This window comes from Streptomyces sp. NBC_01244 (genome assembly GCF_035987325.1).
GTDB lineage: Bacteria > Actinomycetota > Actinomycetes > Streptomycetales > Streptomycetaceae > Streptomyces.
The window spans coordinates 7,407,438-7,433,214 of record NZ_CP108488.1 but is presented as its reverse complement, the minus strand read 5'-3'; the positions used below and the strand labels follow the sequence as shown (position 1 = coordinate 7,433,214).

The following is a 25,777-nucleotide window of genomic DNA, read 5'->3' as shown; positions in this document are numbered from 1 at the left end:
GCGTATGTGACCATCTCAGTGCGCAGGACGACGGCTGCCGTCGCGGCCGTAGCAGCTCTCAGTGCCGCCCTCGCCGCGTGCGGGGGCGGCACCGGTACGCCGGACGCCGGCGGCCGGGCCCGGATGGGAGCCTCCGCGGCCCCTTCCGCTCCGGCCTCCGCCTCCCCTTCCACCGCGGGGTCCGCCGCCCCGCCGGCGAGCCCCCGGAGCAGTCCGCCGGCGTCCCCGCGGGCCGGTGCCCCCGGCAAGGCGCCGACCCTGGCTCCCGGTCCGGGCGGCCTGACCCCCGTCTTCGACCGCGCGAAGCAGCGGACCGACAAGACGGTGGCGCTGACCTTCGACGCCGACATGACCTCCGATCAGGGGCCGCGCGCGGCGGACGGCGAACACTTCGACAACCCGCGGCTGATCTCCACGCTGCGCACCCTCAAGGTGCCCTCGACGGTGTTCATGACGGGCCGCTGGGCCGAGGAGTACCCGGACCAGACGAAGTCCATCGGCACCGACCCGAACTTCGAGATCGCGAACCACTCGTACAGCCACCACGCCTTCAAGTCCCCCTGCTACGGACTCCCCACCCTCGACGAGGCGGCCGCCCGCGCCGACGTGGACCGGGCCTTCGAGGCCTTCCACAAGGCGGGCGCGGTCAACACCGTCCCGTACTTCCGCTTCCCCGGCGGCTGCTACGACGACCAGGCGCTCCGGGCCATCTCCACGGCCAAGGTCACGGCCGTCCAGTGGGACGTGGTCAGCGGGGACGCGTTCGCGAAGGATCCCGACGCGGTGGCCGAGCAGGTCCTGGCCGGGGTGAAGCCCGGCTCGGTCGTGGTCATGCACTGCACGCGCAGCGCGGCCCCGGTCACCGAGGAGGCCATCCGGAAGATCGTCCCGGAGCTGCGCAAGCGCGGCTACCGCTTCGTCAAGGTCTCCGACCTCATCGGAAAGTAGCCCGCGCCCCCTGCTCCTGCTCCGGCCTCAGCCGGAGCAGGCCGTGCGCTGCGCGTCCTGCCACTCGCACACCGGGCACAGCACCACGCCCGGGGTCGCGACCCCGTACTCGGTGGGCTTCCCGCACTCCACGCAGTCGGCGTAGGGCGGCCCGGGCACCCGCCCGGCGGGGGCCGCGGGAGCGGGGCAGTACGAGGAGTCGGGCGCGTGCTGCTCCGTCTGGTCCATGCGTACGAGCCTACTGCGCGGTCAGTGGGCGGCGGCCGGCTCGGTGGCCTCGCTCGGGCGGACGATGACGAAGCCCTCGCCGCTGAGCTTCAGCTGGACGGCCTCGCCGGAGCCGCCGCGGATCATCGAGCCGACGGACTGGGAGCGGTGCAGCGCCGCCTCCAGGCGGGCGCTCCAGCCGACCACCGCGTCGGTGTCCACGAACACCGGGGCCTGCGGGGTGACCGGGATGATGATCGGATTCCCGTCGCAGACGACGGCGAGCCTCCCGGTGCCGGTGAAGAGGCTGTTGAAGAGGCCGCCGCCGGTCATGCCGGCGCCCTTGAGCATCTTGATCTCGTAGCCGAGGGTCGGATCGAAGCACAGGACGTTGCGGCCGTTGACGGTCAGGGCGTCGCCGGGCTCGAACTCGATGATGAAGCAGTGGCCCGCCCGGTGCGCGAACCAGGCCTCGCCCTGCCCGCGTACGGACATCAGCGCGAGCCCCTCGCCCGTGACGGCGCGCTTGAGCATGCCGCCGATGCCCTGTCCCTTGCGCTCGAACTGCAGGTTCCCGCGGAACGCGACCATGGAGCCCTGGCGGGCGAGCATCTCACCGTTGACGGTGTACTTCACGGACTTGGCGTTCTGCAGGGTCATCCCGGGTACGGCGGACGCCTCGGCCAGGTTCCCGGACGCGAAAAGGTCACTCTTCATGCGGTCGATCCTCGTCCGTCCCGGGCCCCTCGGGCATCAGCCTGGAGGCTGATGCTGGCATCCTTGGCCGGATGAGCACCGAGGACACGCGCCACGACACCCAGGTACCCGCAGTCGGGTCCGACAGCCCCTTCCGGCAGGAGCGGATCGCCCGCGACGACGCACCGCAGTACGTCCTCCCGCTGGTGGTGCGGATCGAGAAGGCGGAGCCGCCGGCCCGGACCGACGCCCTGGAGACGGCCGCCCGCGCCGTGCTCGTCCTGCTCACCGACGAGCGTTCGGCCGACGAGGGCGAGTGGGCGGCGGCGGTCCGGGACTGGCAGGACGCGCGGATCCGCAAGGTGGTGCGCAGGGCGCGCGGGGCGGAGTGGCGCAAGGCCGGGACCCTGCCGGGCCTCACGGTGCACGGCGCCGACTCGGAGGTACGGGTCTTCCCGCCGGTCCCGCTCGACGGCTGGCCCAAGGAGCTGGCCAAGCTCCAGGTCTCGGGCACCGACCTGGACGACCCGGAGCCGGTCGCTCCGGCGGAGGCCGGGCTGCCGGTCCTCTGGCTCAACCCCGCTCTGGACATGTCGGCCGGCAAGGCCATGGCCCAGGCCGGACACGCGGCGCAGCTCGCGTGGTGGGAGCTGACCGGCCCGGAACGGGCCGCGTGGCGGGAGTCCGGCTTCCGGCTGGCCGTACGGACGGCCGCGCGCGAGCGGTGGGCGGAGCTGTCGGGGAGCGGGCTGCCGGTGGTGCGGGACGCGGGGTTCACCGAGATCGCGCCCGGCTCGTGCACGGTGGTCGCGGACCATCCGGCGCTGCGGGCGCGGCTGTAGGCCGTCTCTTTCGGGTCTTGCCGGTCAGGCCGGGAACCTCAAATGTTGCTCTGAACGTCCCCCTGGGCGGGTTGGCCCGGCTCCGTCGGGGCCATGACATCGGCACACGGACCGATGAGAGGGGGCGAGGGGACATGAAGCCCATGGCACACCTGGGGGTGGGCATCGGCTGGCGGCCGGAGATCGCGGGGGCGGTGGAAAGCCTCCCGGGCTTGGACTGGGTCGAGGTCGTGGCGGAGAACATCTGCCCCGGCCACCTGCCCGAGTCCCTGGAGCGGCTGCTCGCACGCGGGGTCCGCGTGGTGCCGCACGGGGTCTCGCTGGGCATCGGCGGCGCCGACCGTCCGGACCCCGTGAAGCTGGCCGCGCTCGGGGAGCGGGCGGTGGCGCTGGGGGCTCCGCTGGTCACCGAGCACATCGCCTTCGTACGGACCTCCTCGGTCGCGCCGGGACCGGTGCTCGAAGCCGGGCACCTGCTGCCCGTGCCGCGGACCCGGGACGCGCTGGACGTGCTCTGCGCGAACGTGCGGATCGCGCAGGACGCGCTGCCGGTGCCGCTCGCGCTGGAGAACATCGCGGCGCTGGTGTCGTGGCCCGGGGAGGAACTCACCGAGGGGCAGTTCCTGACGGAGCTCGTCGAGCGGACCGGGGTGCGGCTGCTGATCGACGTGGCCAACCTGCACACCAACCGGGTCAACCGGGGGGAGGACCCGGTCGCCGTACTGGACGGGATCCCGCTGGAGGCGCTGGCGTACGTGCACGTCGCCGGGGGCGTGGAGCGGGGTGGGGTGTGGCACGACACGCACGCGCATCCCGTGCCGGCTGCCGTGCTGGATGTTCTCGCGGAGCTCCGCTCCCGGGTGGAGCCAGCGGGGGTCCTGCTGGAGCGGGACGACGACTTTCCGCCTGACGCGGAGCTGGCGGGTGAGCTGGCCGCGATCCGGCGGGTGCTGGGCGGCCCTGCGGGAGCCGTCCCCGACCCGCCCTTCCTCCGTTCCCCGGGCGCTGCCCGGACCCGCGCCTCAAACGCCGGCGAGGCTGAGGTGGGCTCCGGCCCGGCCAGTGCCGCGAACACCGGCGGGGCTGAGGTGGAGTCCGGCCCGGCCCGCGCCGCGAACACCGGCGGGGCTGGGGTGGGGTCCGGCCCGACCCGCGCCGCGAACACCGGCGGGGCTGGGGTGGGGTCCGGCCCGGCGCGCGCCGCGCGCGTCGGCGGGGCCGAGGTGGAGTCCGGCGCGGTGGGCGGTGAGTGGGACGCCGTGCGGACTCGGGTCGGGATCGGGCAGGCCGCGCTCTTGTCGGCGCTGGTGGCCGGGACGCCGGTGCCCGAGGGGTTCGACCGGCAGCGGGTGCGCGTGCAGGCGCGGGCGCTCGCGGCCAAGCGGGCCGGGGTCGTGTCCAAGCTGGCGCCCGAGCTGCCCGGGATCCTGGGCGGGGAGGACGCGTACCGGGAGGCCTTCCTCGGCTACGCCCGGCACCGGCCCATGACCGCCGGGTACCGGCGCGACGCGCTGGACTTCGCCGAGCACCTGCTGGTCCGGAACCTGCCCGCCGACCCCGCCGCCCGGCGCCGGCTCACGCTCTGGTGGCGGGACCGGGCCGGTGCCAGGCCACCGGGCCGGGCCGTGCGCTGGGCCCGCGCCCTGGTGGGGAGGGCGGCATGAACTTCTTCGACTTCCTCGCCGTGGCCGTCTGGATCGGCGTCATCGCCTCCGGCGTCCTGCTCGTGCGCGGCCTGCGGCAGTCGCGGCCGCCCGTCCTGCGGCCCGCCCCGCGCCTGCACGACCTGTCCGAGGCCGCCTTCATGGCCGGCGGGCCGGGCGCGGTGGTGGACGCCGCGCTCGTCTCGCTGCTCTGCGACGGCCGGATGCTGGTCGGCGGGCCCGGCATCGTCCAGGTACGGCCCGGAGTGCGGGGCGGCGACCCCGCCCAGCGGGCCGTGCTCCAGGCCTGCCAGGGCGCTCCGTCCGGGTGGCTGTACCAGATCCGCTACGCCGCCATGCGGGACCCGGCCGTGCAGGAGACCGGCGACGCCCTGGCCGCCCGCGGGCTGATCGCCACCCCCGGCGGGCGGCACCGCTGGCTGCGCCACGGGGTGATCCAGGCCGTGGTGTGCGCAGTGGTGCTGGTCCTCTCGCTGCCCCTGTCCTTCGTCGCCTTCGTGCTCCAGGAGGGGGCCGGATCCGTCCGCGTGCCGTTCATCGCCGAGGTGCTGCCCGTCCTGCTGGGCGGAATCGTGGTGGGCACCGTCGGCGCCTCCCGCGCCCGGCAGCGGATCACCCCGGCGGGGGCCGCGGCGCTGCGCGCCATCCGTGCGCACTACGGGGCCGACCAGAGCCCGTACGTCCAGACTTCGCTGTTCGGGCTGCGGGGCCTGCGGGACCCGTACCTGCGCGAGCAGTTGGTGCCGGCGGCCCGCGGGACCCGGCTGGCGGCGGCCCAGTCGCGCGGTCGTTCCGGCGGCTCGCGATCCTCCTGGGAGTCCGGGGCCTCGGACTCGGGGGCCTCGATGATCCCGGTCGTCTGGTGCGCGGGCTCCGACGGCGGCGGTTCCGGCGGGTCGGGCTGCGGCTCCTCGAGTTCGGGGTGCGGGTCCTCCGGGGGCGGTTGCGGGGGCGGCGGATCCAGCGGGTCGAGCTGTTCCAGCGGCTCAAGCGGATCGAGTTGTTCCAGCAGTTCCAGCGGTTCGAGTTGTAGCAGTTCGTCCAGTTCCAGCTGTGGCAGCAGTTCCTGACCGCCCATCACGGACCCGTCACGAGCTGCTCACACCTCGGCAGAGCCCTGTACCGGCCGTTCCACATCTTGTAGAACTCGGACATGTTCTGGGTCCTGTTCCTCCTCATCGCCTGGGCAGGGCTGCTGATCGCGTGCACCCGGCTCCTGAAGGCCGCCGCCGAACTGGAGGCGCCCCCGCCGGGCACCGCCGCGCGCCACCACCACGACGAGCTGAACCTGTACGAGGCCGCCTACCTCGCCGGCGGCCCGGAGCGGGTGGCCGAGCTGACGCTGCTGTCGATGCAGCGTCAGCGGCGGCTGCTGCTCGCGTACACGGGCTGGGCGACGGTGGTCGATCCGGTGGGCCGCGATCCGCACGAGTGCTCGGTGCTCGGCGCGTTCGGGCCGGACGGGCAGGAGCCGGTGACCTCCATACGGGCGGTCGCGGCACGGGATCCGGCCGTACGGGCCCTCGCGGACCGGCTCTCGGAGGCCGGGCTCGCGCTGCGCGACGGGGGCCGGCAGGGCGTCTACGCGGGGATCCGGTCGGTCCGGCGGGCCACCGTGCTGGTCCTCGGCATGCTGGTGGCCGCGCTGTGCGTACCCGATCCGGGGACCACGACCACGATGATCCTGTGCTGGTTCGCGCTCCCGCTGATCCTCGCGCTGGGCTGCCTGGCCATAGCCCGGGTCGAGGGGCACGCGCAGTCCGGGTGGGCCTCCCCCGCCGGCCGGCGGCTCCTCGTCGAGCTGGGCCGGGAACGGGGTGTGCGGGGCTCGCTCACCGCGGTGGCGCTGCGGGGGCTGCGCGCGGTCACCGATCCCGAGCTGCGGGCGGCGCTCACGTACGGCAAGCGGGGCCGGATTCCGCGGCAACGGGGGCATTGAGCGCGACACCGGCCGGTGGTCCTGTACAGGGGGCCACCCGCCGGATCTCATCGGAGGGTCCGATGAGACGAGAGGCCCTGCCATGCGCATGCCCCGGGTGCCCGCCACGGTCGCGCTGGCCGCCCTGACACTGGCCGCCTTCCTGCCGACGGCCTCCGGCGCCGAGGCCGCTCCCCCCGGCCCGTCGCCGTCGGCGCCCCCCGGCCTCGCCTCCGCCCGGGCGGCCGCCGAGACCGCCGGGGCCGAACTCGTGGCCCGCCGGGCCGCCGCCGCCGCGCGCGCGGGGCTCCCGGGCCCGGGAGGGGCCGCGCCGCCGGACCGTCAGGGTGCCGGTGACGGAGTGGAGTTCGGGCCGTGTCCCGTCGCCGAGGGGCTCGGGCCGGACGTGCGGTGCGGCACGCTCCGGGTCCCGGTCGACTACGCCCGGCCCTTCGGGGAGCGGACCGAGATCCTCGTCAGCCGGGTCGCAGCCTCCGGCGCGGGCGGGGCCCGGCGGCAGGGGGCGCTCGTGTACAACCCCGGCGGGCCGGGCGGGAACGGCCTCTTCTTCCCGCTCGTCGCCGGTCTGCCCGAGTGGCGCCGCGTCGGGGCCGCCTACGACCTCGTCGGCTACGCCCCGCGCGGGGTGGGCCGCTCGGGGCACGCGCTGTCCTGCCAGGACCCGGCGCGGTACGCCCAGGCTCCGGCCGAGGCCGTCGGCGCCCGGCCGGACGCCGCCGCCAAGGAGGACCGGATCGCCGCCGCGCGGGCCTACGCCCGCGGTTGCGCGGAGCGGGCCGGGACGGCCCTGGGCTCGTACACGACCCTGAACAACGTCCGTGACCTGCACGTACTGCGCGCGGCGCTCGGCGAGGGCCGGCTGACCTTCATGGGGGCCTCGTACGGCACCTACCTCGGTGCGGTGTACGCCACCCTCTACCCCGGCCATGTCCGCCGGATGGTCTTCGACTCGGCGGTCGACCCCGACCCGCGCAAGGTCTGGTACCGCAACAACCTCGCCCAGGCTCCCGGCTTCGAGCGCCGCTGGGCGGACTTCCGCGCCTGGGCGGCCCGTCACCACGCCGTGTACGGGCTCGGCTCCACCGCCGAAGCGGTGCAGGCGAGTTACGACCGGGTGCGGTCGACGCTCGCCCGCGAACCGGCGGGCGGGGTGGTCGGCACCGGGCAGCTGCACTCCGCGTACTTGCGGGCCGCGTACTACGACGAGGTCTGGCCGGGCCGCGCGGCGGCCCTGGCGGCGTTCCTGCGCGGCGACCCGCGCCCGCTCGTCTCGCTCGCCGCCCCGGACCCGGCGGCGGCCGCCGAGGGCGAGAACGCGACGGCCGTCTACACGGCGACCCTGTGCAACGACGCCCCGTGGCCCGGCGACTGGGAGACCTGGGACCGCGACAACACCGAACTGGCCCGCACGGCCCCCTTCGAGACCTGGGCCAACGCCTTCCTGAACCTGCCCTGCGCCTTCTGGCCGGTGCGCGAACGGCAGCGGCCGGTGGACGTCGGGCCGCGGCCGGGCGCCCCGCTGCCCGGCACGCTGATCGTCGCGGCCGAGCGGGACGGCGCCACCCCGTACGGCGGCGCCCTGGAGCTCCAGCGGCGGCTCGGGCCGCGGGCCGGGCTGGTGACGGAGGCGGGGGCCGGAACCCACGGAGTGGTCGGCGGACGCAATGACTGCGTGGACGCTCACGTGGAACGGTACTTGCTGACAGGTGACACCTCAGGTTGGCGTGTCACGTGTGCGCCGCATCCGGAGCCCGCACCGGTGTCGCTGGACGACCGGGCAGCGACCGCCCCGGGGCACCCCAGGGCACTGCTGCCGCCAGTCGTCTGAACTTCCGGGCGGGATCTCCGGCTGCGTCGATTCGGGGGCAGGGCCTCCCGATCCCCGGAGGGCGCCGGTCAGCGGTCCTCCGGTCCTTCCCCCCAGGGGAGGTCTCTAGGCGAGTCCGGCCACCAGATCGGCGACGGACTTGCGGCGCCCGGTGTAGAAGGGCACCTCTTCACGGACGTGCATGCGGGCCTCGGAGGCGCGCAGGTGACGCATGAGGTCGACGATGCGGTACAGCTCGTCGGCCTCGAAGGCCAGCAGCCACTCGTAGTCGCCGAGCGAGAAGGAGGCGACGGTGTTGGCGCGCACGTCGGGGTAGCCGCGGGCCATCATGCCGTGGTCCTTGAGCATGCGGCGGCGGTCCTCGTCGGGCAGCAGGTACCAGTCGTAGCTGCGCACGAAGGGGTAGACGCTGACGTAGTCGCGCGGCGTCTCGTCGGCCAGGAAGGCCGGGATGTGGGACTTGTTGAACTCGGCCGGGCGGTGCAGGGCCATGTTCGACCAGACCGGCTCCAGCGCGCGGCCCAGCTTGGTGCGGCGGAACAGGTTGTACGCGGTCTGCAGCTCGTCGGAGGTCTCCGCGTGCCACCAGATCATGATGTCCGCGTCGGCGCGCAGGCCGGAGACGTCATAGGTGCCGCGGACGGTGATGTCCTTGGCGGCCAGCTGGTCGAACAGCTCCTGGACCTCGTCGGCGAAGCCGGCGCGGTTCTCGGGGAGCACGTCCTTCAGCTTGAAGACGGACCACAGGGTGTAGCGGATGACCTCGTTGAGGTCCTTCGCCTTCTTCCCCGCGTTGGGAATCTTCTCTGGTGCAGTCATGTGTCTATTGTCCCGTGTGCTGATCAGTGGTCGGTGCCAGGGGTGCCCCAGCGGCGCCCAACGTGGCGATCACCACGTCGGCGGCCTTGCCCGCGCTCGCGATGCAGGCCGGGATGCCGACCCCGTCGTACACGGCTCCGCACACCGCGAGGCCCGGCAGGGCCGCGACGGCGGAGCGGATCCGGGCCACCCGGCCGAGGTGCCCGACCGGGTACTGGGGCAGGCCGCCGTCCCAGCGGGTGACGGTGGAGTCCACCGGGCGGACGGTGGGCGCGAGGCCCACGGCCCGGCCGAGGTCGGCGAGGGAGACCTCGACCAGTTCCTCGTCGGAGCGCTTCAGGTCGCCCTCGTCGCCGTGGCGGCCGACGGAGGTGCGCAGCAGGAAGAGGTCGGGATCGGTCCCGGCCCAGGCCCACTTGTTGCTGGAGAAGGTCGAGGCCTTGATCGTCCGGCCGTCCACGGGCGGTACGAGGAACCCGCTCGCGCCGCCGTCGGCGATCCCGGCGGGCAGGTCGGAGCGGCGCAGGGCCATCGTGACCAGGGCCATGGAGGCGTACTCGACCCCGCGCAGCTCGGTGGCGGCCAGGGGCGCGATCCCGTCGAGCAGGCGGGCGGCGGGTCCGGCCTGGACGGCCACGACCACCCCGTCGGCCTCGATGGCCTCGGCGCCGCCCGGTGCGTCGGCGAGCACCCGCCAGCCGGTGGCGGTACGGGTGAGCTCGCGCGCGGGGGCGTCGAGGAGGATCCGGGCACCGGCCGCCCGGCAGGCTTCGGCGACGGCGAGCGGGAGCCTGCCGATGCCGCCGTCGATGCCGGAGAAGACGGGACCGGTCTGCCCCGCGCGGGCGGCCCGGGCCTGCAGTTCCCGTACGCCCTCGCCGAGGGAGGCGTGGCTGCGGGCGGCCTCGAAGAGCTGGGGGACGGCGGCGCGCATCGAGATGCGGTAGGCGTTGCCGGCGTAGACCCCGCCGAGGAGGGGTTCCACGAGCCGGTCGACGACCTCGTGGCCCAGGCGGGCGGCGACGTACTCGCCGAGGGCCACGTCCTCGCCGATCTCCTGCGGTGCCAGCGCGTGTTCGGCTCCGGCCCGGGCCAGGCCCTCGGCGGAGAGCACTCCGGAGGCGGCGAGCGGGCCCAGGTCGCCGGGCACGCCCATGACGTGACCGCCCGGCAGGGGGCGCAGCACGCCGCGGGTCCAGAGGCGGGCGGTGGCGGTGGCGGGTGGCTGCAGGGCCTCGCCGAGGCCCACGGCGCGGGCCAGTTCGAGCGCTTCGGGGCGGCGGGCGAGTACGGATTCGGCGCCGAGGTCCACGCGCAGGCCCGCCAGTTCGCCCGAGCGCAGCTTGCCGCCGAGGCGCGGGCCGGCTTCCAGGAGGGTGACGCGAAGGCCCTCCGCGAGCAGCCGGTGGGCCGCCGCGAGGCCCGCGATCCCGCCGCCGATGACGACGACGTGACCGGCGGGGGCCGGCCGGTCCGTACGCGTGTCCGCTTCGTGCATGGACACATCGTCTCAGACCCCTCATCGGGCGATCGCCGAGGCCTGACCGTGACCGCTTCGGGATCACCTCGGGACCGCGCGTACGAAACCCGGGACGGGACCCCGTACGTCACAACGTCGAGGCACGGACAGATGCGCGTCCGACGATTCGGACACTTACGGGGGGACCCGACGATGCACACCCAGCACAGACGTTACGGCCGGCACGGACGGCGCTCGGCGACGGCTCTGGCGGCGCTCTCGCTGACCGGGGCGCTCGTCCTCACGGGCTGCTCCGCCAGTGACGGCCAGACGATGGGCAAGTCGGACGCGGCGGCTCCCCAGCAGCGGGAGGCCGTCGGGGAGGGCGGGGCGGCCGCGGCCGCGTCGGGCGCGCCGGCCCCGGGCGCCGACAAGAGCCAGCCGCAGGCTCCGGCCGTCCGCACGCAGATCATCCGCACGGCGACGCTCGGCGTGGAGACGGCCGACGTCCAGAAGGCGACGGCCGGTGCCCGGACGGCGGCGGAGAACGCGGGCGGGTACGTCGGCAACGAGGGCACCACGCGCGCACCCGACGGGTCGATGACCTCGACGGTGACCCTGCGGGTGCCGGGCGAGCGCTTCGACGCGGTGCTCGCCGCGATGGAGGGCGCCGGGAAGCTGCTCGCGCGCAAGGTCGAGGCGCAGGACGTGACGCAGAAGGTCGCGGACGTCGACAGCCGGGTCAAGTCCCAGCAGGCGAGCGTGGTGCGGGTGCGCGAGATGATGGAGAAGGCCTCGGGGCTGACCGAGGTGGTCACGCTGGAGGCCGAACTCGGCAAGCGCCAGGCCGATCTGGAGTCGCTGCTCGCCCAGCAGACGGCGCTCAAGGATCAGACCTCGCTCGGCACGATCACGCTGACGTTCTCGGAACCGGGGAAGCAGCCCGTCAAGGAGAAGGAGAAGCCGGATCCGGGCTTCTCCGACGCCCTGATCGGCGGCTGGAAGGTCTTCGCCGCAGCGGTCCTGTACCTGTTGATGGCGCTCGCCGCGGCCTCGCCGTTCCTGCTCAGCGGCGCGTTCCTGCTGCTCGGCTTCCGGCTGTACCGCAAGTGGCGGCCGGCGAAGCAGAAGCCCGACCCCGCGGCGCGGCGCCTTCCCGCGCAGAGCGGACCGGTGTGGCCGGGGCACACGGCCGCCACCCCGGCGGATGCGGCGCAGCCGGACGCGACGCCGCCACCGGTCCAGGACTGACCGGCCGTGCGCCCGTAGCGTGGGGCCCGCAGGCACAGGCGGCGGGGAAGGACGGTACGGGCACATGGGGAACGGCACGGAACGGCTGGTGGTGGTCGGCGGTGACGCGGCGGGGATGTCCGCCGCGTCACAGGCCCGGCGGCTCAAGGGTCCGGCGGAGCTGGAGATCACCGCCTTCGAGCGCGGGCACTTCACCTCGTACTCGGCGTGCGGGATCCCGTACTGGATCGGCGGCCTGGTCGGCGGCCGGGACGAGCTGATCGCCCGGACTCCCGAGGAGCACCGCGCGCGGGACATCGACCTGCGGACGCGGACGGAGGTCGTGGAGCTGGACCTCGCGGGTCGGCGGGTGCGTGCCCGGGATCTGGAGTCGGGCGCCGAGTACTGGACGGGGTACGACAAGCTCGTCCTCGCCACCGGCGCCCGGCCCGTCCGCCCGCGGCTGCCCGGCATCGGCGCGCACGGGGTGCACGGGGTGCAGACGCTGGACGACGGACAGCGGCTGATGGCGGATCTGGAACGGACGGCGGGCCGCCGGGCGGTGGTCGTGGGCGCCGGCTACATCGGCGTGGAGATGGCGGAGGCCCTGATCGGGCGGGGCTTCGAGGTCACCGTGCTGCACCGGGGCGAGCAGCCGATGTCCACGCTGGACCCGGACATGGGCGGCCTCGTCCACAGCGCGATGAACGCCATGGGCATCCGTACGGTCGCGGGCGCCGAGGTGACGGAGATCCTCACCGACGGGGAGGGCCGGGCCCGCGCGGTGGCCACGGCGGCCGGGGAGGAGTACCCGGCGGACCTGGTCGTCCTCGGCATCGGCGTCGAGCCGCGCACGGCGCTGGCCCGCGCGGCGGGCCTGCCGCTGGGCGAGTCGGGCGGGCTGCTGACCGACCTCTCCATGCGGGTCCGCGGCCACGAGAACATCTGGTCGGGCGGCGACTGCGTGGAGGTCCTGGACCTGGTGGCTGGCCGGATGCGGCACATCGCGCTGGGCACGCACGCGAACAAGCACGGCCAGGTCATCGGCTCGGGCGTGGGCGGCGGCTACGCCACCTTCCCGGGCGTGGTCGGCACGGCCGTGAGCAAGGTCTGCGACCTGGAGATCGCCCGTACGGGCCTGCGCGAGCGGGACGCGCTGTCCGCGGGGCTTCGCTTCGTCACGGCGACGATCCGCTCGACGAACACGGCGGGCTACTACCCGGGGGCGACGGAGATGACGGTGAAGATGCTGGCGGAACGCCGTACGGGCCGCCTCCTCGGCGTCCAGATCGTCGGCGGCGCCGGCTCCGCGAAGCGGGTGGACATCGCCGCGGTGGCCTTGACGGCCGGTATGACGGTGGACCAGATCGTCTCCCTGGACCTGGGCTACGCCCCGCCGTTCTCCCCGGTGTGGGACCCGGTGCTGGTCGCCGCCCGCAAGGCGGTCTCCGCGGTGCGGGCGGCGGGGGTCTAGTCGGCCCGACCCGCGTCCGCGCCCGCGGCGAAGAGTTCGGAACGGATCAGCTCCAGCAGGCGGCCGGTCCAGTTCCGGCCGCCGCGGGGGCCCTCGTGCCAGAAGGGAGCATCGGAGCCGCCGTAGAGGATCGAGCCCTCCCCGGTGGCGACCAGCAGCTCCGCCAGCCGCGGGTGCTGGTCGAACTTGGCCCGCAGCAGTCCCGCCATGACGGCGAGCCGCCTCGCGGGCCAGTCGGCGCTCCCCGAGGCCGCTGCACCCAGCTCCCGCGCCTCGCGGGCGCTCGCGGCGGCGCGGATCCGGTCGTGGTCGGCCCGGTCGGCGGCGAAGAGGGCCCAGTAGCCGTGCACCACGGTGGGGTAGGTCTCCCCTTCGTAGGTGAAGGGGGCGTCGTAGTCGTTGCGCAGCGCGAAGTCTCCGAGCTTGGCCGGCCATCCCCGGGTGTACACGGTCTCGCGGAGGACGACCGGGGGCTGCGGGTCACCGGCCGGCGCATCCGCGTAGCGGACGGCCCGTTCCCGCTCGGCCCGCTCGACGCTCGCGTCCCCGTCGGCGAAGTAGTCCAGGGAGTCCTGGTGCATCTCCGGCGTGGCCACGGGCCCGTCCCCGTCCACGGGCTCGCCGAGATCGGTCACCAGAATCCGCAGCGGCCGGTCCTGCTGGTCCATGTCCCCCAGGACGAAGACCCGGCGGTGGGCGGGGACGGCCAGGTACGCCTCTCGGAGCAGGGACCGGTTGGCCTCCGTCGTCTCGCGGCGGTAGGCCAGGACGGCCTCCATGAGCAGGTCGACGGTGGTGGGCCGGCCCGCCAGCCGGGAGATCTCGTCGGCCACTTCCACGAGGAAGCTCTCGTCGGTCAGCGGCTCGGGGTAGCGGGCGAGCCACTTCGAAGGCTTTGGGGTCCACTCCCGGCCGTCCGGCGGTGCGAGCGCGACCTTCCCGGAGGCCAGCAGTTTTCCCAGCCCTACAAGATCGGTCGCGTCGTAGTGGCCGCGAGTGATCCTGCCGTCCGCGTAGACGAACAGGTCCTCGGGGTAGTAGTCGTCCTGAAAGTCGTGCTTCCACCACACGAGGCGCCAGGCCCCGTCGATGGTTTCTCCGTCGGATATGCGAAACGTCGGCCCGTGCCATGTCATGCAGGGCACGGTACCGACGTCGGCGCAGTCTCGGGTCAGACCGCCGTCTGCGTGTGGACGTAGTCCACCAGGCGGGTCAGGGCGTCCGGGTTCGTCGTCGGGAGGACGCCGTGGCCCAGGTTGAAGATGTGGCCTTCCAGGTCCGCCGCGGCGTCCAGGACCTCGCGGGTCTTGGTCTCCACCGCCTCGGTGGTGGAGAAGAGGACCGCGGGGTCCAGGTTGCCCTGGAGCGCCTTGCCGGGGCCGACCCGGTGCACGGCGTCCTTCAGGGAGACCCGGTAGTCGACGCCCATGACGTCGGCGCCGGCCTCGCCCATGAGGCCGAGCAGCTCGCCCGTGCCCACGCCGAAGTGGATGCGCGGGACCCCGTACGAGGCGACGGACTCCAGGACCTTCGCGGACGCGGGCATCACCGAGCGGCGGTAGTCCGCGGGGGCGAGCGCGCCGACCCAGGAGTCGAAGAGCTGGATCGCGGAGGCGCCGGCCTCGATCTGGACCTTCAGGAAGGCGGAGGTGATCTCGGCGAGGCGGTCCAGCAGGTCGGCCCAGAGCTCGGGGTCCCCGTACATGAGGGCCTTGGTGTGCTCGTGGTTCTTCGAGGGGCCGCCCTCGACCAGGTAGCTCGCGAGGGTGAAAGGCGCGCCGGCGAAGCCGATCAACGGCGTGGAGCCCAGTTCACTCGTGAGCATGCCGATCGCCTCGGTGACGTACGAGACGTCCTCCGGGGTGAGGTCGCGCAGCTGTGCGAGGTCTTCGCGGCGGCGGATCGGCTGGGCGACGACCGGGCCGACGCCCGGCTTGATGTCCAGGTCGATGCCGATGGCCTTCAGCGGGACCACGATGTCGGAGAAGAAGATGGCCGCGTCCACGTTGTGGCGCCGGACCGGCTGCAGGGTGATCTCGGTGACCAGGTCGGGCCGCATGCAGGATTCCAGCATCTGCGTGCCCTCGCGCACCTTGCGGTACTCCGGGAGGGAGCGCCCCGCCTGCCGCATGAACCACACGGGGGTGTGTGGCACCGGCTCGCGCCGGCACGCCTTCAGGAAGGCGGAATCGTACGTCTGGCTCGGCGTGCCCGTGGGGCGGGTGTTGGCGCTCACGACTCAAATCTTCGCACGTATGAAGAAGTGCCCGGCCCGGCGCGGGTGTCCCTGCGCCGTACGAGCGCTCGTTCCGCCTAGTCTTCCCCGCATGGCTGCGGCTCAGGGACGATTTTCAGATGGCGCTGACGGTACGGACAGCGCGAAGGACAGCTCCGTCCCACTCCCGTTCCGGCGGGCGGTCGACGGCTTGAAGAAGGCGAGGCTGCGGCAGGGGATCGAGATCGACCCCACCAAACCGCCACAGAGGCTGGCACCCCACGCGTACGCGCTGGAAGCGGCGGTCGTGGACGGTGACGAGGACCTGGCCGACGGCCGGCTCATCCTCTTGCACGACCCGGCCGGGCACGACGCCTGGCAGGGCACCTTCCGGCTGGTGACGCTCGTACGGGCGGAACTGGAGCCGGAGATGGCCGTGGACCCGCTCCTCCCGGAGGTGTGCTGGTCCTGGCTGACGGGGGCGCTGGACGCGCGCGGGCTGACGTACGGGGAGGCGAGCGGGACCGTGACCATGGCCGCCTCGCACTACTTCGGCGGACTCGGAGAGCGGCGGCCGGCGACACAGATCGAGATCAGGGCCTCGTGGACGCCGCGCGAGGGGGTGGGCGGGGTGCCGGACACCTCCGCACACCTGTCGGCCTGGTGCGAACTGCTGTGCCAGATCGCGGGGCTGCCGCCGGTCGGACCGACCGAGACGGTGACCGGCGTGGTCTCGCTGCCCCAGCGCCGCGGTCCGCATCACCCTCAGGGGTAGTTCCGCGAGGCCGGGACCCGTGCCGGCCCGCGCCGATCCATACCGGCCCGGGCCCCTGCGCGGGGGCCGGATGTCGTTACAGGGCGCCCGTTGCGGGCTTCTGATCACCCTATGATCGATCGTGCGTCCGAATTGCCCGAATTGTTACTCACCAAATCGTGATCATTCCCTAAAGCCGGGCGGGTGACGTGCCGAAGGAGTCATAGACCATCCGCACGGTTCGCACCGGCTTCCTTCCCCGAGCCGGCCGTCCCGCCACTCCCCCCCAGGAGGCCTAGGTGTCCGTTCTTCTCGAGCAGCCCGCAAGCCTGGTCGCCTACCGCCCGAACAAGCCGACGGCCATGGTCGTCGTGGCCGACCCGCGCGTGCGTTCCACCGTGACCCGCCATTTGTGGGCCCTCGGAGTTCGCGACGTGATCGAGGCTTCGTCCATCGCGGAGGCCCGTCCACGCATCGGCAGCCCGCGCGACATCTGCGTGGCCGACGTACACCTGCCCGACGGTTCCGGTCTCACCCTGCTCTCCGAGACCCGCGCCGCCGGTTGGCCGAACGGCCTGGCCCTGTCCGCCGCCGACGACATCGGCGCCGTACGCAACGCCCTCGCGGGCGGAGTGAAGGGCTACGTCGTCACCGGCACCCGGACCAACATCGGGCTCCCGTCCCGGCCCGGCGCCGCCCCCATCGGCGCCGCCGCGGCCCGTATGCACCGCCGCCCCCCGGGTGCCCCGAGCCACCCGGGCGGCTACCGAGAGCTCTCCGGCCGCGAGGTCGAGGTCCTGCGCCTCGTCGCGGAGGGCCAGTCCAACAAGGCCATCGGCGTTTCGATGGGCCTGTCCGCCCTGACCGTCAAGTCCCACCTCGCACGGATCGCCCGCAAGCTGGGCACCGGCGACCGGGCCGGGATGGTCGCCGTCGCCCTGCGGACCGGGATCATCCACTGACCCGGCCGATACCCCCCGAAGGACCCCGGGAAAACTCCCGGAGAACCCGGGGAAACGTCCGTACTCCCCCCTCGCGCCCGTCGCCGGAACGTTCCGGCGACGGGCGCGTCGCATCCACGGATACCCTTGACCGGTGACCGACGCCCAAGAAACCGCAGCAGGCCTGCGCACCACCACCGGGGGCGGCCCCCCGGACGACGAGGTTTCGTCCGACGGGCTGCCCATTCCCTTGCTAGAACCCCGTGAGGGCATCCCTCCGGTGGTCGCCGACGCCGCCGCGCTCGCCGAGGTGGTCGCGGCCTTCGCCGCGGGCACCGGCCCCGTCGCCGTGGACGCCGAGCGCGCCTCCGGCTACCGCTACGGCCAGCGCGCCTACCTCGTACAGCTGCGCCGCGAGGGTGCGGGCTCCGCACTGATCGACCCGGTGGGCTGCCCCGACCTCTCCTCCCTCGGCGAGGCCCTGTCCGGCACCGAGTGGATCCTGCACGCCGCCACCCAGGACCTTCCGTGCCTGCGCGAAATAGGCATGGCGCCCACCTCCCTCTTCGACACCGAGCTGGCGGGCCGCCTCGCCGGCTTCCCGCGGGTCGGACTCGGCGCGATGGTCGAGGGGGTCCTCGGCTACGTGCTGGAGAAGGGCCACTCGGCCGTCGACTGGTCGACCCGTCCGCTCCCCGAGCCGTGGCTGCGCTACGCCGCGCTCGACGTGGAGCTGCTCGTGGACCTGAGGGACGCGCTGGAGAAGGAGCTGGACCGGCAGGGCAAGCTGGAATGGGCCCACCAGGAGTTCGACGCCATCGCCGCCGCACCGCCCGCGCCGCCCCGCAAGGACCCGTGGCGCCGGACGTCCGGGATGCACAAGGTGCGCCGGCGCCGGCAGATGGCCGTCGTCCGGGAGCTGTGGGAGTCCCGGGACCGGATCGCGCAGCGACGTGACGTGTCACCGGGCAAGGTGCTGGGTGACGCCGCGATCGTCGAGGCCGCGCTCGCCATGCCGCTGAACGTGCAGGCCCTCTCCGCCCTGCCCGGCTACGGGCAGCGCATGGGCCGGCGCCAGCTGGACCAGTGGATGGCCGCCGTGGACCGGGCGAAGGCCCTGCCCGAAGCCGAGCTGCCGCTGCCGGGGGCGACCCCGGCGGGTCCGCCGCCGCCGCGTTCCTGGGCGGACAAGGACCCGGCGGCCGCGGCGCGGCTGGCCGCGGCCCGGACGGCCGTGTCGGCGCTGGCGGAGGGGCTGAACCTGCCGCAGGAGAACCTGATCACTCCCGACACGGTCCGCCGGCTGTGCTGGGAGCCGCCCGAGCGCCTGGAGGCCGACGCGGTGGCCGAGGCCCTGGCGGGCTACGGCGCCCGCCCGTGGCAGGTCGAACAGGTGACGGCGGCGCTGACGACCGCACTGGCGACGACGCTGCCGCCCGAACCGGAGCCGGAGCCGGAGCCGGCCGACTGAGGCGTCGCGCCCGGGCCCGGGTCGGCCGCCCGTGATCGCGTGCAAGAGCCCCCCGTCCTGTGGACGGGGGGCTCTTGTGCGTCCAGGTCCCCTCGAAGAGTCCGGTCCGCACATCTTTTGAACACGCTCAAAGTCTTGTAGTTTTTGAACGTGCTCAAACATGGGTGGGGATACGAGGAATGGGTGGCCGAGTTCGAGGCCGAGCGCGAGCGGCGGGCCGAGCGGGGCGATCCGGACTGGAGCCGGGTCACGACGCTCCCCGCGGAGCTCACCGGAAGCCTGCAGCGGTTCCAGCTGGGAGAGGGCGGGGACGGCGCCGAGCTGGTCGCCAAGGCCGAGCGGGCGGGCGATCCGGTGTACGCGCGGGCCGTACGGCTCTTCGTGGCGGAGGAGCAGAACCACGCGCGGATGCTGGCCCGGCTCCTGGAGGCCGAGGGCGGGGGGACCTTGGCAGGTCACTGGAGCGATGCCGCCTTCGTCGGGTTGCGCAGGCTGCTCGGGCTGAAGGTGGAGCTGCTGGTGCTGATGGTCGCGGAGGCGGTCGCCCTGCGGTACTACGAGGCGGTGCGCGACGGCGCCGCCGACCCGCTGACCTCGGAGGTGGCGGGCCGGATCCACGCCGACGAGGTGCGCCACGTCCCCTTCCACTGCCTGCGCCTGCGCGAGGCCCTGGCACCCCTGCCCACCCCCGCCCGCCGGGCGGCGGCCCTGGCCTGGCGGGCCCTGCTGGCCGGCGCGGCCGCCCTGGTCGCGGTGGACCACGGCCCGGCGCTGCGCACCCTGGGCGTCAGCCGCCGCGCCTTCGTGGCGGACACCGTCCGCTCCTCCTCCCCCATGGCCGCCGCCATGAGCGCGGCCCGGCCCACCGCGCCGCGGCCCGGCCGACGGGTCCCGCTCGGGTAGCGCCGGGGCCGTGATGACCGGTGCGGCGGCCCTGAGGAGCGGGGCCGCGGAGTGTGACCTTCGCCGCTCCTCCCACGAGGGCTGTGCATGCCGGTTACCGGCAAGTAGCATGGAGAGGTGAGCGGGCGCTCAGTAATGGGCACGCCCCCGCGCAGCAGTGCACACCCGCACCTGGAGGAGAGCCAACGTGCCTCGTACCGTCAGGGACGTCGTCTTCGTCGACGGCGTCCGCACCCCGTTCGGCAAGGCGGGCCCGAAGGGCATCTACAACGAGACCCGCGCCGACGATCTCGTCGTCAAGGCGATCCGGGAGCTGCTGCGCCGCAACCCGGACCTGGACCCCGCGAAGATCGACGAGGTCGCCATCGCCGCGACCACGCAGATCGGCGACCAGGGCCTGACGCTGGGCCGCACGGCCGGCATTCTCGCGGGCCTCCCGCAGTCCGTCCCGGGCTACTCGATCGACCGCATGTGCGCCGGCGCGCTCACCGCCGTGACCGCCGTCGCGGGCGGCGTGGCCTTCGGTGCGTACGACGTCGCCCTCGCCGGCGGTGTCGAGCACATGGGCCGCCACCCCATGGGCGAGGGCGTGGACCCGAACCCGCGCTTCGTCTCCGAGAAGCTGGTCGACGAGTCCGCCCTGTTCATGGGCATGACCGCCGAGAACCTGCACGACCGGTACCCGACGATCACCAAGCTCCGCGCCGACGAGTACGCCGTGCGCTCGCAGGAGAAGGCCGCCAAGGCGTACGCCGACGGCAAGATCCAGCAGGACCTGGTGCCGATCTCGGTGCGCAACAACAACGAGGCGGCCGGTGAGACGGGCTGGGGCCTGGTCACCGCCGACGAGCCGATGCGTCCGGGCACCACCCTGGAGAACCTGGCGGGCCTCAAGACCCCGTTCCGGGTCCACGGCAACGTCACCGCGGGCAACGCCGCCGGTCTCAACGACGGTGCCACGGCCGCGATCATCGCGTCCGAGGACTTCGCCCGAGAGAACAACCTCCCGGTCAAGATGCGCCTGGTCTCGTACTCCTTCGCGGGTGTCGAGCCGGAGGTCATGGGCTACGGCCCGATCCCGGCCACCGAGAAGGCGCTGGCGCAGGCCGGTCTGACGATCGACGACATCGGCCTCTTCGAGGTCAACGAGGCCTTCGCGGTCCAGGTCCTCGCGTTCCTGGAGCACTACGGCATCGCCGACGACGACGCCCGCGTCAACCAGTACGGCGGGGCCATCGCCTTCGGTCACCCGCTCGCCTCCTCCGGCGTCCGCCTGATGACCCAGCTGGCCCGCCAGTTCGAGGAGCAGCCGGAGGTCCGCTACGGCCTGACCACCATGTGCGTCGGCTTCGGCATGGGCGCCACGGTCGTCTGGGAGAACCCGAACTTCACCGCCGAGGGAGACAGCAAGTGAGCACCACCACCACTGAGCTCCTGAAGGGCGCGGCCGAGCTGTTCCCGGACGAGGTCGTCACGCGCGCGCTCGTACGCCACCTGGACCTGCCCTTCGGCGCCGGGCGCTTCGCGCTCGTCACGCTGGACAACGGCCTGGACCACACCAAGCCGACCACCTTCGGCCCGCAGTCCCTCGCCAACCTGAACGCGGCGATCGACCAGGTCGAGCAGGAGGCCCTCGCGGGCTCCATCGTCGGTGCGGGCCTGACCGGCAAGCCGTTCATCTTCGCGGTCGGCGCCGACCTCAAGGGCGTCGAGCTGCTGAAGAAGCACGACGAGGCGCTCGCCATCGGCAAGGGCGGCCACGACGTCTTCAAGCGCCTCGCGGCGCTGGCCGTCCCCACCTTCGCGTACTACAACGGCGCGGCGATGGGCGGCGGTGTCGAGGTCGGTCTGCACTGCACCTACCGCACCGTCTCCAAGGCCATCCCGGCCTTCTCGCTGCCCGAGGTCTTCCTCGGCCTGGTTCCCGGCTGGGGCGGCTGCGCCCTGCTGCCGAACCTGATCGGCGCGGACCGCGCGGTCTCGGTCATCATCGAGAACTCGCTGAACCAGAACCGTCAGCTGGGGGGCAAGCAGGTCTTCGAGCTCGGCATCGCCGACGCGCTGTTCGAGGGTGCGGACTTCCTGGAGCAGTCGCTCCTGTGGACCGCCCGCGTGCTGAACGGCACCACCGAGGTCGTCCGCGACGAGATCGACCGCGGCGAGGCCTGGGACGCGGCGGTCGCCCGCGGCCGCTTCATCGCCGACTCCAAGATGCACGGCGCGGCCCCGGCCGCCTACCGCGCGCTGGAGATCATCGAGGCGGCCAAGGACGGCGACCTGCAGAAGGGCTTCGACGCCGAGGACGCGGCCCTGGCCGACCTCATCATGGGCGGCGAACTGCGCTCCGGCATCTACGCCTTCAACCTGGTCCAGAAGCGCGCCAAGCGCCCGGCCGGCGCCCCGGACAAGAACCTGGCCCGCCAGGTCACCAAGGTCGGCGTCGTCGGCGCGGGCCTGATGGCCTCGCAGCTGGCGCTGCTGTTCCTGCGCCGCCTGGAGGTGCCGGTGGTCCTCACCGACATCGACCAGGAGCGCGTGGACAAGGGCGTGGGCTACGTCCACGCCGAGATCCAGAAGCTGCTGGGCAAGGGCCGCATCAACCAGGACAAGGCCAACCGCCTGACCGCCCTGGTGACCGGTGTCCTGGACAAGGCCGAGGGCTTCGCGGACGCGGACTTCATCATCGAGGCCGTGTTCGAGGAGATGTCCGTCAAGCAGAAGGTGTTCGCGGAGGTCGAGGCGGTCGCCCCGGCGCACGCGATCCTCGCCACCAACACCTCCTCGCTGTCGGTCTCGGAGATGGCTTCCAAGCTCCAGCACCCGGAGCGCGTGGTCGGCTTCCACTTCTTCAACCCGGTCGCGATCCTCCCGCTGCTGGAGATCGTCCGCGGTGAGCAGACCGACGACGCCTCGCTGGCCACGGCCTTCGGTGTCGCGCGGAAGCTGAAGAAGACCGCGGTCCTCACCAAGGACGCCCCGGCGTTCGTCGTGAACCGCATCCTGACCCGCTTCATGGGCGAGATCCAGAACGTCATCGACGAGGGCACCCCGGTGGTCACCGCCGAGAAGGCCATCGAGCCGCTCGGCCTGCCGATGTCCCCGCTGGTGCTGCTCGAGCTCGTGGGCCCGGCGATCGGTCTGCACGTCTCCGAGACCCTGAACCGCGCCTTCCCGGAGCGCTTCACCGTCTCGCCGAACCTCGCTGCGGTCGTGAAGGCCGGCAAGCGCGGGTTCTACAAGTACGACTCCGGTAAGCCGGAGCTGGACCCCGAGGTCGCCGCCCTCCTCGTGCAGGGCGATGTCGTCCTGACCGAGGAGCAGGTCCGCGACCGCGTCCTGGACGCGGTGGCGCAGGAGATCGGCCTGATGCTGGAGGAGGGTGTCGTGGCCGAGGCCCAGGACATCGACCTCTGCCTCATCACGGGCGCGGGCTGGCCCTTCCACCTGGGCGGCGTGACTCCGTACCTGGACCGTGAGGGCGTCTCCGAGCGGGTGAACGGCAAGAAGTTCCTGGCCCCGGGCCTGGCGAGCGTTCCGGTCTGATCCGGGCTCCCACACGAAGACGGCCGGCGCCGCACCGCCCCGAAGGGGGTGGTGCGGCGCCGGCCGTCGTAGGCGGGCCGGTCGTGCTCAGCGCGCGAAGAGTGCCAGCGCGTTGGCCACGGGCCGTTCGATGACCTTCCCCGGGGTCTCCCGGGGGTTGTTGCGCAGTTCCCCGCGCACGACCATGCTCGTGGACCCGCCGCCGTCGAGGCCGATGGCGTCCTGGGCGCCGAGCGAGGCGAGGAGCTCGGCGGCCTCGGCGAGCGTGGCTCCGGCGTCCACACCGGGATTGCGGCCGTCGATCGTGACCAGGAGGAGCGCGCCGTCCGCGGTGACGCCGGCCAGCGTCCGCGGGGCCTTCCTGGGGGTGGCCGCCGCGGCGCCGAGTGCGGACTCCCCGTCCTTCAGCAGCCGGTAGCGGCCGCCCACCGCGGTGTCGACCTGACCCTCCACGGGCAGTCCGACCATGTCGTTCATCTGGACGGACCGCTTGATCCGGTGGCCCTGGCGGGCGTGGGACTGCAGCCAGTCCGCGCCGTCACCCGTCGCGTAGAGCGTGCTGCCGTTGCCGGGGAGGCGTCCTCCGGCGGGCTTGCGGACGTCCACCACCCGCCCGTCGGCGTCGAGTACCGCTTCCATGCTGCCCGGGGGGCCGGGCGGAGTGCGCTCGCCCCACTCCCCCGTGAAGGCCACGAGCTCGTCGCCGTCCGTGCACAGTCCGCCGTACGGCTCCTCCATCGGCTCTTCCGTGACGGCCTCGCGGTCGCCGCCCACGCCTCCGCAGCCGAGGACGCGGCCCGGGACCCGGTTGATGCCGTCCAGTTCCCCGCGCGATCCGTCGTCGGAGATCACCTGGCCCTCGGTGGTGACCTCGTCGATGCGGGCGTCGAGGCGGCCGTCGCGGGTGCCGAGCAGCAGGGTGGTCCGGCCGTTCGTCGCCTCGCTGAGCAGCCGTCCGCCTTCGGTGTAGAGGCCCAGCGGGTCCCCGTCGTAACCGCCGTAGTTCTTGCCGGTGCTGATGTCGAAGTAGGAGGCGTTGACGGCGGCCAGCGCCCCGGCGGCCGCGGCCATCTCCCGTACCGTCTCGGCGTGGGCGAGGGAGGTCCCGTGGACGGACCCGACGCGGACCTTGGCGTCGGGCCGGATCGCCAGCATCTGTACGTGGGATTCCGCGCGGCCGTCGAGTTTGCGGACGAACTCCTTGTAGGTGACCCCCTCGGGCAGCGCGTCGTCCGGGACCGGCGCCCGGGAGGGGAATCCGGAGTCCGGGAACTCCGACCCGCTCGAACATCCCGCCAGGGCCAGGGCCAGGGCCAGGGCGGCCGCCAGGCGGGCGTGTCTAGCCATGGAAGGCACTCAGCGCCCCCGGTGACATGCCCAGGTCGCCTATGCGGATGGTGACGTGCGAGCGGACGGAGTGCCCGTCCGCGTCCTCGTAGGTGCAGGTGAAGAAGTCGTAGCCCTGGTAGGCGGCGGGGGCCTGGTAGACGACCGTGCCGTCGGGGGCGCAGTGCAGCATGCCCTGCCGGGGGATGCCGACGCCGGTGCGGCGCAGACCGCGCTCGGCGTCCGGGGGCAGGGTGACCTGCGCGCCGGGGGGCAGGTGCAGGGCCCGGCCGGGGACGCTGTGGCGGCGGATCCAGAACCCCTGGTCCTCGATGCCCGAGCTGGGGATCAGCTTGTCGCCCTGGGCGGGCATCAGGCCGACCACCACGCGCGGGAGCATGATGGCGCCGTCGGGGGCGTCCGCCTTCACCTTCACGGTGCAGGTGTGGGTGGCGGCCTCGGTGCCGGAGGCGAAGCCCATGTAGCGGCCGTTCTTCAGCAGCCGCAGGCCCTGCAGGTCACCCATGACCACCGCGTCGCCCAGGGTTTCGCCGAGGACGTAGCCGTACGTGCGGTACGCGCCGCCGCTGGGGGTGATGGTCATGGCCAGGGTGAACTCCTGGCCGGGGACCAGGGGCCGGGCGGGGTCGGCCGAGGACGCCAGGTCGAGCACTCCGCTGTCGGCGCCCTGGGTGATCCAGGCGCGGACCACGGGGAACCAGGCGGTCACTTCGCTGCTCATGCCGTCGCTCCCACTATTGCTGCGCCGACCCGCTCCTTGGTGAGCCGGTCGAATTCGACGTCGTCCAGGAACTGCACGGCCTGGTTCGCGTCGAACTGGTTCTCGATGTTGCGGAAGAACGAGGCGGGCAGCAGCTCCCTGGACCGCAGCTCGCCCGCGACGAACCGCGCGCACTCCACCGCGCCGACCGGCCGCATGTGCGAGTTGTCCCCCACCCCGTCGGGGTAGTTGGGGTGCTCACCCGGTTCGAGGTACAGGAAGACCTGCTTGCAGCCCTGCGGGCCGAGCTGCCGCCACCAGGCGACGCTCCACTCGTTGAGGTCGATCAGGGGCGCGGACATCTGCGCCGCCACCTCGCGCTTGGCGGCCGGGTAGAGCTTCAGCGGCCGGCGGAAGTTGCCGAACCGGTCGAAGACCGCCCGCTCGTGGCTGGGGACGAGCACGGGGTGGGCGCCGCGCAGCCGGGTCTCGATGACGTAGCGGCGCAGGTTCCCCTGGTAGTCGTCGAAGGGCTCGGTGTGCAGGCCCGCGCCGGGCTTCATGTCATTGGGCCCGAAGGAGATCAGGTGCAGGTCGCCGGGACGGATGTTTTCCATGATCCATCCGAGCCTGCCGCGCTCCATGAAGCTCTTGGTGCTGGCCCCGGCCCGGGCACAGTTGATCACGTCCACGCCCTGCATGAAGAGCGGCATCGCCTGCCCCCAGCCGGTCATGGGCGCCATGCTGCCCTGGCGGCTGCACACGCTCGATCCGCCGGACAGGAAGATTGCCGTCAT

23 protein-coding genes are annotated in these 25,777 nt (G+C 73.3%); 14 read left to right on the top strand and 9 right to left on the bottom strand.

Translation table 11 applies throughout. From position 1 onward, the window contains the following. The first annotated feature begins 6 nt into the window (after positions 1 to 6). A complete protein-coding gene (locus OG247_RS33220) occupies positions 7 to 948 on the top strand; it encodes a polysaccharide deacetylase family protein (protein ID WP_442813482.1) in 942 nt (313 codons plus the stop codon). Positions 949 to 975: 27 nt separating this feature from the next. On the opposite strand, the gene OG247_RS33215 is transcribed toward OG247_RS33220, so the two are convergent. Together OG247_RS33215 and OG247_RS33210 are read right to left on the bottom strand one after the other, a co-directional pair. Continuing rightward, positions 976 to 1,176 carry a hypothetical protein gene (locus OG247_RS33215; RefSeq protein WP_327255653.1) on the bottom strand — a complete coding sequence of 67 codons (201 nt, stop codon included), beginning with the start codon at positions 1,174 to 1,176 and terminating at the stop codon, positions 976 to 978. Positions 1,177 to 1,197: 21 nt separating this feature from the next. Next, positions 1,198 to 1,872 carry an AIM24 family protein gene (locus tag OG247_RS33210; RefSeq protein WP_327255652.1) on the bottom strand — a complete coding sequence of 225 codons (675 nt, stop codon included), beginning with the start codon at positions 1,870 to 1,872 and terminating at the stop codon, positions 1,198 to 1,200. A 71-nt stretch (positions 1,873 to 1,943) separates the two neighbouring features. Between OG247_RS33210 and OG247_RS33205 the strand changes: the two genes are divergently transcribed. The 5 genes from OG247_RS33205 to OG247_RS33185 all read left to right on the top strand — a co-directional run bounded on the left by OG247_RS33205 (position 1,944) and on the right by OG247_RS33185 (position 8,124). Further along, positions 1,944 to 2,693: an aminoacyl-tRNA hydrolase gene (locus tag OG247_RS33205; protein ID WP_327255651.1), complete on the top strand. Its 750-nt coding sequence runs from the start codon at positions 1,944 to 1,946 to the stop codon at positions 2,691 to 2,693. 134 nt (positions 2,694 to 2,827) lie between these two features. After that, a complete protein-coding gene (locus OG247_RS33200) occupies positions 2,828 to 4,357 on the top strand; it encodes a DUF692 domain-containing protein (protein WP_327255650.1) in 1,530 nt (509 codons plus the stop codon). After that, a complete protein-coding gene (locus tag OG247_RS33195; RefSeq protein WP_327255649.1) occupies positions 4,354 to 5,427 on the top strand; it encodes a TIGR04222 domain-containing membrane protein in 1,074 nt (357 codons plus the stop codon). Before OG247_RS33200 ends, OG247_RS33195 begins: the two co-directional genes overlap by 4 nt. A gap of 83 nt (positions 5,428 to 5,510) precedes the next feature. Further along, positions 5,511 to 6,296 (top strand): TIGR04222 domain-containing membrane protein, encoded by a 786-nt coding sequence (locus OG247_RS33190; RefSeq protein WP_327255648.1) that lies wholly within the window; start codon positions 5,511 to 5,513, stop codon positions 6,294 to 6,296. An 82-nt stretch (positions 6,297 to 6,378) separates the two neighbouring features. Beyond that, the gene (locus OG247_RS33185; protein ID WP_327255647.1) at positions 6,379 to 8,124 is read left to right on the top strand and encodes an alpha/beta hydrolase; all 1,746 of its coding nucleotides are present in this window, start codon (positions 6,379 to 6,381) and stop codon (positions 8,122 to 8,124) included. 105 nt (positions 8,125 to 8,229) lie between these two features. Here the strand turns inward: OG247_RS33185 and hemQ are convergent, their stop codons facing one another. Further along, a complete protein-coding gene (gene hemQ / locus OG247_RS33180) occupies positions 8,230 to 8,943 on the bottom strand; it encodes a hydrogen peroxide-dependent heme synthase (RefSeq protein WP_243331434.1) in 714 nt (237 codons plus the stop codon). A gap of 4 nt (positions 8,944 to 8,947) precedes the next feature. After that, on the bottom strand, positions 8,948 to 10,441 hold the full coding sequence (gene hemG, locus OG247_RS33175; protein WP_327255646.1) for a protoporphyrinogen oxidase: 1,494 nt from the start codon (positions 10,439 to 10,441) through the stop codon (positions 8,948 to 8,950). Positions 10,442 to 10,615: 174 nt separating this feature from the next. Here hemG and OG247_RS33170 point away from each other — a divergent pair, with 174 nt between their 5' ends. Both OG247_RS33170 and OG247_RS33165 read left to right on the top strand, forming a co-directional pair. Continuing rightward, positions 10,616 to 11,653: a DUF4349 domain-containing protein gene (locus OG247_RS33170; protein WP_327255645.1), complete on the top strand. Its 1,038-nt coding sequence runs from the start codon at positions 10,616 to 10,618 to the stop codon at positions 11,651 to 11,653. 64 nt (positions 11,654 to 11,717) lie between these two features. Further along, positions 11,718 to 13,106 (top strand): FAD-dependent oxidoreductase, encoded by a 1,389-nt coding sequence (locus OG247_RS33165; RefSeq protein WP_327255644.1) that lies wholly within the window; start codon positions 11,718 to 11,720, stop codon positions 13,104 to 13,106. Here OG247_RS33165 and OG247_RS33160 read toward each other — a convergent pair. After that, complete coding sequence (locus OG247_RS33160) at positions 13,103 to 14,242, bottom strand: NADAR family protein (protein WP_327255643.1); 1,140 nt, start codon at positions 14,240 to 14,242, stop codon at positions 13,103 to 13,105. The genes OG247_RS33165 and OG247_RS33160 overlap by 4 nt on opposite strands. A gap of 35 nt (positions 14,243 to 14,277) precedes the next feature. Beyond that, positions 14,278 to 15,342, bottom strand: coding sequence for a uroporphyrinogen decarboxylase (hemE, locus tag OG247_RS33155; protein ID WP_327255642.1), 1,065 nt, complete (start codon positions 15,340 to 15,342; stop codon positions 14,278 to 14,280). 91 nt (positions 15,343 to 15,433) lie between these two features. On the opposite strand from hemE, the gene OG247_RS33150 reads away from it, so the two are divergent. The 6 genes from OG247_RS33150 to OG247_RS33125 all read left to right on the top strand — a co-directional run bounded on the left by OG247_RS33150 (position 15,434) and on the right by OG247_RS33125 (position 22,933). Continuing rightward, the gene (locus tag OG247_RS33150; protein ID WP_327255641.1) at positions 15,434 to 16,096 is read left to right on the top strand and encodes a DUF3000 domain-containing protein; all 663 of its coding nucleotides are present in this window, start codon (positions 15,434 to 15,436) and stop codon (positions 16,094 to 16,096) included. A gap of 278 nt (positions 16,097 to 16,374) precedes the next feature. After that, the gene (locus tag OG247_RS33145; RefSeq protein WP_214956508.1) at positions 16,375 to 17,037 is read left to right on the top strand and encodes a response regulator transcription factor; all 663 of its coding nucleotides are present in this window, start codon (positions 16,375 to 16,377) and stop codon (positions 17,035 to 17,037) included. A gap of 133 nt (positions 17,038 to 17,170) precedes the next feature. After that, on the top strand, positions 17,171 to 18,487 hold the full coding sequence (locus OG247_RS33140; protein ID WP_327255640.1) for a ribonuclease D: 1,317 nt from the start codon (positions 17,171 to 17,173) through the stop codon (positions 18,485 to 18,487). A gap of 150 nt (positions 18,488 to 18,637) precedes the next feature. Next, a complete protein-coding gene (locus OG247_RS33135) occupies positions 18,638 to 19,390 on the top strand; it encodes a ferritin-like domain-containing protein (RefSeq protein ID WP_442813481.1) in 753 nt (250 codons plus the stop codon). A gap of 187 nt (positions 19,391 to 19,577) precedes the next feature. Beyond that, entirely contained in the window at positions 19,578 to 20,804 is a 1,227-nt protein-coding gene (locus OG247_RS33130; protein ID WP_112447308.1) for a thiolase family protein, read from the top strand. Then, the gene (locus OG247_RS33125) at positions 20,801 to 22,933 is read left to right on the top strand and encodes a 3-hydroxyacyl-CoA dehydrogenase NAD-binding domain-containing protein (RefSeq protein ID WP_327255638.1); all 2,133 of its coding nucleotides are present in this window, start codon (positions 20,801 to 20,803) and stop codon (positions 22,931 to 22,933) included. Before OG247_RS33130 ends, OG247_RS33125 begins: the two co-directional genes overlap by 4 nt. Before the next feature lie 87 nt (positions 22,934 to 23,020). Here OG247_RS33125 and OG247_RS33120 read toward each other — a convergent pair whose 3' ends face one another. The 3 genes from OG247_RS33120 to OG247_RS33110 are packed head-to-tail and all read right to left on the bottom strand — an operon-like array spanning position 23,021 to position 25,777. Further along, positions 23,021 to 24,280 carry a phosphodiester glycosidase family protein gene (locus OG247_RS33120; protein ID WP_327255637.1) on the bottom strand — a complete coding sequence of 420 codons (1,260 nt, stop codon included), beginning with the start codon at positions 24,278 to 24,280 and terminating at the stop codon, positions 23,021 to 23,023. Next, entirely contained in the window at positions 24,273 to 25,001 is a 729-nt protein-coding gene (locus tag OG247_RS33115; RefSeq protein ID WP_327255636.1) for a hypothetical protein, read from the bottom strand. Before OG247_RS33115 ends, OG247_RS33120 begins: the two co-directional genes overlap by 8 nt. Further along, a complete protein-coding gene (locus OG247_RS33110) occupies positions 24,998 to 25,777 on the bottom strand; it encodes a rhamnogalacturonan acetylesterase (protein ID WP_327255635.1) in 780 nt (259 codons plus the stop codon). The genes OG247_RS33115 and OG247_RS33110 overlap by 4 nt, the downstream gene beginning before the upstream one ends.